The organism is Streptomyces sp. S6 (genome assembly GCF_054880855.1).
In genome coordinates this window covers 1-10,325 of sequence record NZ_JBTYMC010000239.1, presented here as the reverse complement: position 1 = coordinate 10,325, position 10,325 = coordinate 1, and the positions used below count along the sequence as shown (strand labels likewise).

At 70.4% G+C, this 10,325-nt stretch carries 8 protein-coding genes and 2 pseudogenes; 8 read left to right on the top strand and 2 right to left on the bottom strand.

Annotated features, from left to right (window positions below; translation table 11 throughout):
* Both ACVNF4_RS26260 and ACVNF4_RS26255 read left to right on the top strand, forming a co-directional pair.
* Nucleotides 1-1,238 (top strand): gamma-glutamyltransferase (locus ACVNF4_RS26260; protein WP_461805342.1); only part of this gene is annotated, 1,238 nt, incomplete at its 5' end.
* A 52-nt stretch (nucleotides 1,239-1,290) separates the two neighbouring features.
* Complete coding sequence (locus ACVNF4_RS26255; RefSeq protein ID WP_461805341.1) at nucleotides 1,291-1,992, top strand: TetR/AcrR family transcriptional regulator; 702 nt, start codon at nucleotides 1,291-1,293, stop codon at nucleotides 1,990-1,992.
* 43 nt (nucleotides 1,993-2,035) lie between these two features.
* On the opposite strand, the pseudogene ACVNF4_RS26250 reads toward ACVNF4_RS26255, so the two are convergent.
* Nucleotides 2,036-2,938, bottom strand: a pseudogene (locus ACVNF4_RS26250) (non-reducing end alpha-L-arabinofuranosidase family hydrolase); the annotation flags it as partial.
* 688 nt (nucleotides 2,939-3,626) lie between these two features.
* Here ACVNF4_RS26250 and ACVNF4_RS26245 point away from each other — a divergent pair.
* Together ACVNF4_RS26245 and ACVNF4_RS26240 are read left to right on the top strand one after the other, a co-directional pair.
* Nucleotides 3,627-5,081, top strand: coding sequence for an endo-1,4-beta-xylanase (locus tag ACVNF4_RS26245; protein ID WP_461805340.1), 1,455 nt, complete (start codon nucleotides 3,627-3,629; stop codon nucleotides 5,079-5,081).
* Nucleotides 5,078-5,995 (top strand): CE1 family esterase, encoded by a 918-nt coding sequence (locus ACVNF4_RS26240; RefSeq protein WP_461805339.1) that lies wholly within the window; start codon nucleotides 5,078-5,080, stop codon nucleotides 5,993-5,995. Before ACVNF4_RS26245 ends, ACVNF4_RS26240 begins: the two co-directional genes overlap by 4 nt.
* A gap of 60 nt (nucleotides 5,996-6,055) precedes the next feature.
* On the opposite strand, the gene ACVNF4_RS26235 is transcribed toward ACVNF4_RS26240, so the two are convergent.
* Nucleotides 6,056-6,862, bottom strand: a complete 807-nt coding sequence (locus ACVNF4_RS26235; protein WP_461805338.1) for a S1 family peptidase — start codon at nucleotides 6,860-6,862, stop codon at nucleotides 6,056-6,058.
* A 182-nt stretch (nucleotides 6,863-7,044) separates the two neighbouring features.
* On the opposite strand from ACVNF4_RS26235, the gene ACVNF4_RS26230 reads away from it, so the two are divergent.
* The 4 genes and pseudogenes from ACVNF4_RS26230 to ACVNF4_RS26215 all read left to right on the top strand — a co-directional run.
* A complete protein-coding gene (locus ACVNF4_RS26230) occupies nucleotides 7,045-8,367 on the top strand; it encodes an MSMEG_0569 family flavin-dependent oxidoreductase (protein ID WP_461805337.1) in 1,323 nt (440 codons plus the stop codon).
* A gap of 5 nt (nucleotides 8,368-8,372) precedes the next feature.
* Nucleotides 8,373-9,188 (top strand): amidohydrolase family protein, encoded by an 816-nt coding sequence (locus tag ACVNF4_RS26225; protein ID WP_461805336.1) that lies wholly within the window; start codon nucleotides 8,373-8,375, stop codon nucleotides 9,186-9,188.
* Nucleotides 9,189-9,230: 42 nt separating this feature from the next.
* A complete protein-coding gene (locus ACVNF4_RS26220) occupies nucleotides 9,231-9,755 on the top strand; it encodes an MSMEG_0572/Sll0783 family nitrogen starvation response protein (protein WP_461805335.1) in 525 nt (174 codons plus the stop codon).
* A 10-nt stretch (nucleotides 9,756-9,765) separates the two neighbouring features.
* Nucleotides 9,766-10,325: pseudogene (locus ACVNF4_RS26215) on the top strand (MSMEG_0568 family radical SAM protein); the annotation flags it as partial.

The window sequence follows — 10,325 nt, the reverse complement described above, 5'->3', positions numbered from 1 at the left end:
GCCCCCTCGCCTCCGCCCTCGCGCCCGCCGAGGCCGCCGCCCGCGAGGGGGTGCCCGTGGCCCCCGGACTCGCCCACGATCTCGCCCGCGAGAGCGCCCACTTGGCACGCGACCCCGGCATGCGGGGCGTGTTCTTCGCCGACGGCGACGTCCTCACCGCCGGCCAGACCCTGCGCCAGCCCCACCTCGCCCGCTCCCTGGCCCTGCTCGGCGCCGAAGGACCGTCCGCGATGTACGGCGGCGAAGTGGGCGCCAGCCTGGTCAAGCTGCTCGCCGCGCAGGGCTCCGCGATGACGGACGAGGATTTCGCCGCGCACACCGTGGACCTCTCACCCGCGCTCTGCGCACAGTACGACGGCGTCGAGTACCTGTCGGCCGGCGCCAACTCGCAGGGCCTGTACTTCCTCCAGGGCCTCAAGGCGCTCGACGCCGCCCGCGCCGTCCGGGGACCGCTCGACCCGCTGGGCCGCGACGCCGGTCTGGTCGCCTCGGTGCTCGCCTGGAGTGCCGGGGACCGCGACCGCCACTGCGCCGACCCGCAGTGGAGCGAGGCCCCCGTCGAGCACCTGCTGTCCGACGCGTACACGCGGCAGATCGCCGAACACGCCCTGGCGGGCACGGCCGTCGGCCTGCTCGCGCAGCGCAAGGCGACCGGTGACACCGTCGCGGTGGTGGTGGCCGACGCCGACGGCACCTGGGTCTCCCTGATCCAGAGCGTCTTCCACGGCTTCGGCGCCGCCCTGCTCGACCCCGCCACCGGGATCGTCCTGCACAACCGGGGTGCCTCCTTCTCACTCGACCCCGCCTCGCCGAACATGCTGGCCGGCGGGAAACGGCCGCTGCACACGCTCATGCCGGTCCTGGTCCGCGAGCGGGGCCGACTCGTCGGCGCGCACGGTGCGATGGGCGGACGCGCACAGCCCCAGGTGCACACCCACATGGCGCTGCACCTCGCCGCCGGTTCCACCCCCGAACACGCCGTGTCGGTGCCACGCTGGGTCCTCGGCGCCATGGAGGCGGGCGTGACGACCGGCGCGGGCGTCGTCAGCACCGAGCGGGACGTCCCCGCCGCCGGCGTCCGGGCGATCGAGGAGGCGGGCTTCACGGCTCGGTCGATCGGTGCGCACGACGACGGGGTGGGGCACGGCCAGTTGGTCCGGCGGACCGTGGGGGAGGGACGGCCGAGGCTGGCGGCGGCCACCGACCCGCGTGCGGACGGTTCGGCGGTCGCGGGCTGACACCATGGCCCGACAGGCGATCATGGAAGCGACCGACGTGGGGAAAGAGGACATGACCGACAGCAGCGCCGGAGCGACCAGGAAGGCGAGCGGCAGCAGGCTGCCGCGAGGCACCCTGAGCCAGAAACTGATCGTCCGGGCGGCGTTCCGCGTCGCGGACTCCTCCGGCATGGAGAAGCTGACGTTCCAGGCCCTCGGCCGTGAACTGTCGGCCCATCCGACGGCGATCTACCGGCACTTCCGCAACAAGGACGAGTTGCTCCTCGCCCTTATTGACGCCCTGCACGAGGAGGCCCTGGCCGCCACCCCGCCGCCCACGGACGACTGGGCCCACGACCTCATGCAGATCGCGGTCCACACCCACGCGGCGTTCCTGCGCCATCCCCGGGTGGGGGCGCTGGCCGCCGCCCGTACCGCCCGGCGCGAGAACGAGTTCCGGTCGGTGGAGCGCAAGCTCGACTGCATGCGCCGGGCCGGCCTCGACGGCGCCGAAGCCGCCCGCTACTACCGGGTGTTCGCCGATCTGGTGCTGGCCTACAGCGCCATGGACGCGAGCCTGGCCGTGCTCTCCCCGGAACTGCGCGCCGCCGACCTGCGCTCCTGGGAGACGGACTACCGCACACTGCCGGCCGACACGTACCCCAACATCGCCCGGATCGCGCCGGAGTTCGTCGGCCTGGACGACCCGCGGAACTTCGCGACGGCCGTCCAGGCGGTGATCGACACGATCCGCGCGAAGGCGGAGCGCACCTGAGCACGTGGCGGGCCCGGTCGTCCACCGGGCCCGCCACGGCGTCTCAGCGCCGGGTCAGCAGACCCGGACGGTAGGGCAGGAGGCCGTAGTCGCCGCCCGAGTTGGGGCTGCGGCCCTGGTACAGCAGTTGCAGGTTGCAGGGATCGACGGTCATCGTCTGGTCCGCGTTGGTGCGGATCAGCTCGCCGTGACTGATGTCGTTGGTCCAGGTCGCCCCGCTGTTGGCCTTGCCGGCGAAGGGGTTGCTCTCGCTGGCGGCCTGGGGTGTCCACGAGCCGTTCAGGCTGGTGGCCGTGAACGAGCGGAAGTAGCGGCCCTGCGAACCGATCGCCTCGACCATCATGAGGTAGCGGTTCTGGTCCTTCAGCTTGTAGACCTGCGGGGCCTCGAAGAGGTTGTTCTGGGAATCGCTCATGATCGTCGTGTACGACGATCCGAAGCTCCCCGGGAAGTTCCCGATCGGCATGCTCGCCCGGTAGATCTTGCCGTTGTCACCCGCGAAGAACAGGTACATGTTCTGGCTGTCGCCGATGATCGTCTGGTCGATGGGACCTGTGCCGGAGCCGGAGATGCTTCCGGAGAACAGCGTCTGCGGAGCCGACCAGCCGTTCGGGTTGGTGGGGTTGGTCGATGTCCGGTAGGAGAACGCCGGCCCGCCCCACTGGTAGGTCAGCACCCAGATGTTCTTCGGCGCGAAGTAGAACAGCGAGGGCGCGACGGTGGCGTTCGACATCCCGTTCTGGCCGGCCGAGGCCATCTCCGACCAGTTGCCGAACAGGTTGAAGTTCATCGAACCCCAACGCGTCCCGGTGTCGTGCGTCGTCGCGTAGACGAGCTGCTTGCCGTTGTACGGGGCGACCGTGAAGTCCTTGAGCGAGACCCAGCCCGACTTGGGCTGCGCCAGGGCGCCCGTCGACGACCAGCGGTAGGACGACGGGAGGTCGCACGCGGCGGCGCCGCGCGCCTCGGGGGCTCTGGGCGCCGCGCCGGCGATCTGGGTGCCGAGGACGGCGGACGTCACGAGCAGTAAGGGCGCCAGGACGGCGGACAAGCGCCTGGGGCGGAGCGGGGACGGGTGGCGGAACCGCATCAGTGGGCCTCCTTGGGTGTGGGGGAGGTGACGCCGGTGAATCGCGGAACGACCGTGCTGAGAGCGGGGAGTGATCGAAACATTCGAAGACTTTCCCGAACCTTGACGCCACAAGCTAGGAATGACGAACCGTTCGGTCAAGGTCTCGCGCTGATCTGTACACAAAAATTTCTCCGCCGCGGAGGCGTCGGGTCGGTGCGCCGGACGGTCCGCACCTGCTCGCCCTGGGGGTTTCCCGGGTGTCGGGACAGCCATGGAATTCGAAAGTTTCGAAGGGTGAACTGAAAGTTTCTTCGTCGTGACTGTTGACGACTCACCGTCAAGCCTTCAATCATCCTTCTCTGAGTGGCCGACTCCGGTTCGGGATACCGGACGGCGTCGGCCCCCGAGCACCTCGTGCCGCACAGCAGAGCCGCGTACCGAAGCCCCACCCCCACCCCGTTTCCGGTGAGGTCCGCACCTGCGCACCCTGACGCTCCGTGCACCCCCAGAGGTGTGCGACGTCGTGTGACGGACCCCGGACGAGCCGCTTGGAGGCACAGCCATGGGCCCGAACGCCCGCCCCGAACCCGTGACCCGACGAAAGCTCCGCGGCCCGCTGCTGGCCGTGGCCGTCGGCGTCCTCGGCGTGGTCCCCGCCTTGGCCGCGATCCCCGCGCAGGCCGCCCCCGCCAAGGCCGCCCCGTCCGTGCAGGCCGCCGAGTCCACACTCGGCGCCGCGGCCAAGCAGAGCGGCCGCTACTTCGGCACCGCCATCGCCTCGGGCCGCCTCGGCGACTCGGCGTACACCACGATCGCGAACCGCGAGTTCAACATGGTGACGCCCGAGAACGAGATGAAGATCGACGCCACCGAGCCGCAGCGCGGCCGGTTCGACTTCTCCGCCGGCGACCGCGTCTACAACTGGGCCGTGCAGAACGGCAAACAGGTCCGCGGCCACACCCTGGCCTGGCACTCCCAGCAGCCCGGCTGGATGCAGGGCCTCAGCGGCGGCACCCTGCGCCAGGCGATGATCGACCACATCAACGGCGTCATGGCCCACTACAAGGGCAAGATCGCCCAGTGGGACGTCGTCAACGAGGCCTACGCCGACGGCAATTCAGGAGGCCGGCGCGACTCCAACCTCCAGCGCACCGGCAACGACTGGATCGAGGTCGCCTTCCGCACCGCGCGCGCCGCCGACCCCGCCGCCAAGCTCTGCTACAACGACTACAACACGGACAACTGGACCTGGGCCAAGACCCAGGGCGTGTACAACATGGTCAAGGACTTCAAGCAGCGCGGTGTGCCGATCGACTGCGTCGGGTTCCAGGCCCACTTCAACAACGAGAGCGCCTACAACAGCAACTTCCGCACCACGCTCCAGAGTTTCGCCGCCCTCGGCGTCGACGTCGCCATCACCGAACTCGACATCCAGGGCGCCTCGGCCCAGACCTACGCCAACGTCACCAACGACTGCCTGGCCACCCCGCGCTGCCTCGGCATGACCGTCTGGGGCGTGCGCGACACCGACTCGTGGCGAGCGGAGCAGACACCGCTGCTGTTCACCGGCAGCGGCGCCAAGAAACCCGCCTACACCTCCGTCCTGAACGCCCTCAACGGCGGCACCACCACCCCCCCCACGGACGCCAAACCGATCAAGGGCACCACGTCGGGCCGCTGCGTGGACGTCCCCAACAGCAGCACAAACGACGGCACGCAGGTCCAGCTCTACGACTGCCACGGCGGCACCAACCAGCAGTGGACCTCCACCGCCTCCGGTGAACTCCAGGTCTACGGCAACAAGTGCCTGGACGCCGGGGGCAGCGGCACCGGCGCGAGGATCCAGATCTACGGCTGCCACGGCGGCACCAACCAGCAGTGGCGCGTCAACTCCGACGGCACCATCACCGGCGTCCAGTCGGGCCTCTGCCTCGACACCGTCGGGGGCGGCACCGCCAACGGCACGCAGCTCCAGCTCAGCAACTGCTCGGGCAGCCAGCGCTGGAGCCGGTCATGACGGCACGGCGAAGCTGGCGCACCAGGATCGCCGCCCTCGCCACGGCGGCCCTCACCGCCGGGCTCCTCACCGCGGCGACCGCCGGCACGAACGCCGAGGCGATGGACGTACAGGGGGCTTCCATCGCCGCCGGATGCGGCAGCGCGCCCGGCCTCACGAGCGGCACGTACACCATCCAGAGCAGTGGCAAGAACCGCAGCTTCATCCTCCGGGTGCCGGCGAACTACGACCAGAACCGCCGCTACCGGCTGATCTTCGCCTTCCACTGGCGGGGCGGCACCGCGAACGACGTCGCCTCGGGCGGCGGCAGCGGGAGCTCCTGGTCCTACTACGGCCAGCAGCAACTGTCGAACAACTCCGCGATCCTCGTCGCCCCGCAGGGCCTCGGCAACGGCTGGGCCAACACGAACGGTGAGGACAGCACCTTCGTCGACGACATGATCCGGCGCGTCGAGGGCGGCCTCTGCGTGAACCCGGCCCAGCGCTTCGCCACCGGGTGGAGCTGGGGCGGTGGCATGAGCTACTCGCTGGCCTGCGGCCGGGCGAACGCCTTCCGGGCCGTCGCGGTCATCTCCGGCGCCGAGATCAGCGGCTGCTCCGGCGGCACCCAGCCCGTCGCCTACTTCGGCCTCCACGGCGTCAGCGACTCCGTCCTCAACATCTCGCTGGGCCGCTCCCTGCGCGACCGGTTCGTCCGCAACAACGGCTGCACCGCGCAGAACCCGCGCGAACCCGCCCGGGGCAGCCGCACCCACATCACCACCGCCTACTCCGGCTGCCGCGCCGGATACCCGGTCCAGTGGGCCGCGTTCGACGGGGACCACGTCCCCGATCCCGTGGACGGCTCCTCGGGCCAGAGCGGCGTCAACACCTGGACCAAGGCGGAGATCTGGAGGTTCTTCGCACAGTTCTAGCGGTACTTCCCCCGCACGGGGTGGAGCCGGGACCGTACCGGCTCCACCCCGCAGCACGCGTTACGGCCTGGGCAGCGTGCAGCCGGGGGCGGTCAGGTCCAGCCGGTTGCCCGTGGTGAAGCAGGCCGGGATCAGGTAGGTCTGCTGCGCGTAGCCGGTCTTCCTGCGGACGGTGACGCCGCCCCGCTCGTCGACCTCGCAGGGGTTGTCCCGGGTGCAGGAGCCGCCGTTCTCGTTCGCGGTGTTGTGGACGGCGACGATCTCACCGGTGGCCCGGTCGACGACCGGCGAGCCGGAGGTGCCGCCGACGGTCTGGCAGGCCGAGGTGTAGCGGACCGCGTCCTTCCAGGTCCACTCGCCCTCCTTGAGGCGGTACACGAACCCGTCGATGCCGCACTCGACGAGCTTCTTCCAGGTGCTGGACGCCAGAGTGACGGCGGTCCCGGCGGCCGGGCGCGTGTCCCGCACGGTCAGCGCGGACACCCCGTAGCCGCTCCTGATCGCCGCGTACGTGGTGGTGAGCTGGTAGATCGCCACGTCCGTGTCGGTCATCGTCGCGTACGCGAGCTTCTCCGCCTGCAACGTCGCGACCTGGGCGCCCGCCGCGTCGAGCAGGCTGAACGTACGGCTGTTCGGCCGGTCGGTGACGACCACCCCGGGGGCGAACAGGCTGCTGCAATGCCCGTTGGAGAGCACCAGTGCCGGGTCGTCGTCCGCGGAGTGCGGGAAGCGGACGAGCGAGCCGGAGCAGTTGCTGAGCGCGACGGTCCCGGCGAAGCTGACGGCGCCGGGCGCCGCACCTGCGGGAGCCGTGGCCGCCCCGGTGGCGACCAGGGCGAAGAGCGCGGCGACGAGAGGCTTTCTCACGTGGGGGTCTCCTTTTGAACGCACACGTTGAATGAACAAGCCATTTGCCTCGGCGGCAAATTCGTTGCGGAATTCCGGATTCGATGTGAGGGTGACGTAACCTCACTTTGTTCCGGATGAATCCGTTTGGTAACCAATGCTGGCTGAAGTGGAGTTCACAGCTGCCAGGCATGGAGGATGTCATGCCCGAAACGCATTTAGAGAAATTATCCGGAACCCGTTACGCGGTCGCCGTGATAGGCGGCGGCCAGGCAGGGCTTTCGGTCAGCCACTGCCTCACCGAACGGGGCGTCGACCACGTCGTGATCGAGGCCCACCGGGTCGGCCACGAGTGGCGCGAACACCGCTGGGACTCCTTCTGCCTGGTGACCCCCAACTGGCAGTGCCGGCTGCCCGGTCACCCCTACACCGGCACCGACCCCGACGGCTTCATGGTCCGCGACGACGTCGTCCGCTACCTGGAGGAGTACGTCGCCGCCTTCCGGCCACCCCTGGTGGAGGGCGTGTCGGTGACCCGGCTGCGCCGGTCGCCGGGCGGCTCCTTCGACGTCACGACCACAGCGGGGCGGTTCACCGCCGACCAGGTCGTCGTCGCCACCGGCCCCTACCACACCCCGAGGATCCCCCGGCAGGCCGAGCGGCTGCCCTCGGCCGTCGAACAGCTCCACTCCTCCGGCTACCGCAACCCCCGCGGGCTCCCCGACGGCGCCGTCCTGGTGGTCGGCACCGGGCAGTCCGGCTGCCAGATCGCCGAGGACCTCCACCTCGCGGGCCGCCGGGTACACCTCGCGGTCGGCAGCGCGCCCCGAGTGGCCCGCTCCTACCGCGGCCGGGACTGCGTGGCCTGGCTGGACGCCATGGGCCACTACACCAAGAGCATCGACGGCTTCGACGACGCGGACGCGGTCCGATTACGCGTCAACCACTACGTCACCGGACGCGACGGAGGGCGGGACATCGACCTGCGTGCCTTCGCCCGCGACGGCATGCAGTTGTACGGCCGGCTCACCGAAGTCACCGACGGGCGGCTGGAGTTCGCCGACGACCTCAAGGCCAACCTGGACCACGCCGACGCCGTCGCCGAAGGCATCAAGGACGCGATCGACACGCACATCGAGGCCCACGGCATCGCGGCGCCCGAAGAGGCCCGCTACAAGCCCGTCTGGGAACCCGACGACCCGACCCGCACCCTCGACCTCGCCGAGGCCGGCGTCACCTCCGTCGTCTGGGCCACCGGCTTCACCCGCGACCACCGCTGGATCGAGATCCCGGCCTTCGACGGGCGCGGCTACCCCATGCACCGGCGGGGCGTCGGCAGCGTCCCCGGACTGTACTTCCTCGGCCTGCCCTGGCAGCACACCTGGGGGTCGGGCCGCTTCGAGGCGGTGGGCCGGGACGCCGAGTTCCTCGCCGGCCACATCGACGCCTCCCGCCGCCTCGCCGACGTCTGCGGCACTCTCACCGGCGCCCCCAGCACCCTCGCCCCCGCCCTCCCGATCGGCTGACGGCCATGGTCTGTGACGCCCACCGCCACCTCGGTGTCCTGCCCGCCTTCCCCTTCTACGCAGGACCGCCCGTCCACCCCGACACCACCGCCCGCGCCACCATCGCCCAACTCGTCGCCGACCTCGACGCCGAAGGCACCGAACGCGCCCTCGTCATCCCCAACTACGGTGTCCCCGACCCCGCCATCGCCTTCTCCTTCAACGAACTCGTCGTCGAGGCCGCCCAGTTCGACGACCGGATCCGCGCCGGCCTGTGGGTCTCACCCCGCCCCGAGGACGAACACCGCACCACCCGGGCCCTGTCGCTCGCGCAAGAACCCGGCGTGAAGGCGCTCAAGCTGAGCTTCCTGCTCGGCGGCCGGCCCACCGACCCCGCCTGCCGCCCACACCTGGACCGGATCTTCGCCACCGCCGCCCGGCACGACCTCGTCGTCCACGTCCACACCTCGCCCGGCGCCGCCTCCGACATCGACGAAGTCGGCCGCCTCGTCGACTGGTACGCCGATCAAGTCGCCGTCCACCTCGTGCACTTCGGCGGCGGCATGAGCGGGCACATCAAGCTCGCCGGCTCCCGGTTCTTCGACTGGATCACCGCCGGGAAACGCGTCTACACCGACCTGTCCTGGGCCATCGGCTTCCTGCCGTACTGGCTCGCCCAGGAGATCGAGCGGCGCGGGATCGGCCACGACCGCGTGCTCTTCGCCAGCGACCAGCCGTGGGGCGACTTCACCGGCGAGCACGCCCGCATGACCGCCGCGACCGGCGGCGGCGAACTGGCCCGCCGCGTCTTCCACGACACGTTCGCCGCCCTCTACGACTGACATCCCCGACCCCGACACCAACCCCCTTTCAAGGAGACAGCCATGTCCGAAACCACCGCCCAACTCACCGACGTCGAGCAGAAGTCCCTCGACGAGATCCCCCACCCCTCCCTCGCCGAAGGCACCAGCATCTACGGCTCCACCAAAGTCTTCCCCGACTACCAGGCGGAGGACGGCGAGACCTACTTCACCCTCGTCCACGGCATCGCACACGAGTCGTCCGTGTCCTTCGTCGCCGTCCTCCAGGCGACCCGCGCCCTGCGCAAGGGGTTCGAGACCGCCATCTACTTCTACGGCCCCGGCTCCCTCAACTGCCTTGCCACACGCGGCTTCCCGACCGTCGGGACCTCCGCGTTCCCCGGCGAGCACAACATCAACAACCAGCTCAAGACGTTCATCGCCGAGGGCGGCAAGGTGTACTGCTGCCGCTTCGGCCTCTCCCTGCACGGCGCCCGCGAGGAGGACCTCATCGAGGGCGTCATCCCCACCCACCCCCTCGACGTCCAGGACGCGCTGATCCACTACGCCCGCAAGGGCGCGATCATCAACTCCACCTACCAGCTGTAGGGAGACCGCGATGAGCACCGGCACCGGAACGACGGTGGATGTACGGATCATGACCCGCGCCGAACTCGCCCTGCACGGCGTCGCGTTGGACGCCCCCGTGCGGCGGCCCGACGGCGCGGGACCCAGCGACGACGGACACGTCGTCGTCGACGGTGCCGGTGCCGCGCTGCCCCGCAACCCCGACAGCCCCTACCGGGTGCGCGACGGCAAGGTGTGGCTCGGCGAGACGACCGGACATTTCAAAGACACCGGCCTCACCCTCACCCCCGTCCGGCGCCCCAGGTTCTACGACCTGACCACCGCCGACGGCATCCCCTACGAGCACATCGCCCGCCTGCACGGCACCGACGTCCTCGCCACCACCGTCGTCCAGACCTGCATCCGCTACGCCGAAGCGGACCGCTGCCGCTTCTGCACCATCGAGGAGTCCCTGCGCGCCGGCGCCACCGTGGCCGCGAAGACCCCGGCGCAGCTCGCCGAGGTCGCCGAGGCCGCCGTACGGCTCGACGGGGTGCGGCAGATGGTCATGACCACCGGCACCACCACAGGGCCCGACCGGGGCGCCCGCAC